Origin of the sequence: Bradyrhizobium sp. NBAIM08 (assembly GCF_020193935.1) — a bacterium.
In the GTDB taxonomy this organism is placed as follows: domain Bacteria; phylum Pseudomonadota; class Alphaproteobacteria; order Rhizobiales; family Xanthobacteraceae; genus Bradyrhizobium; species Bradyrhizobium yuanmingense.
The window spans coordinates 1-389 of the sequence record NZ_JADYVR010001230.1; the positions used below are offsets into that span (position 1 = coordinate 1).

The window sequence follows — 389 nt, forward strand, 5'->3', positions numbered from 1 at the left end:
CCCCCGCGAAGGGGCGAACCCATGAGTCGAGCGTTCGTCTTCCAGATCCAGACGTTTCGATCCACGCCCCCGTGAAGAGGCGACCACGTCACGTGGAAGAGCCACGGCGGCACCGCCGAGGGCAGCGTGGAGAAGAAGATCACGGAGGACACCGAGGCCGCCGGGCGCACGGTGCGAGCGTCGAAGGACGACCCGCAGTACCTCGTGAAGAGCGAGAAGAGCGGCGGCGAGGCCGTCCACAAGCCCGGCGCGCTCAAGAAGAAGTAGGCGCTGCAATGTAGCGAAAGCGGCGTTGGATGCGCTGAACGCACCGAACGGGGGGACGAGGCCGGGGCCGTGCACCCAAACCCAGCGGATGTGCTCGGTCCCCCGGTCTCGTCCCCCCGGAG

Annotated in this window: 1 pseudogene; it reads left to right on the forward strand. The window is 68.1% G+C overall.

The features are described from left to right. Nucleotides 1–90: 90 nt before the first annotated feature. Nucleotides 91–267 (forward strand): annotated as a pseudogene (locus I6F37_RS44275) (DUF2945 domain-containing protein); the annotation flags it as partial. Nucleotides 268–389 lie beyond the last annotated feature (122 nt).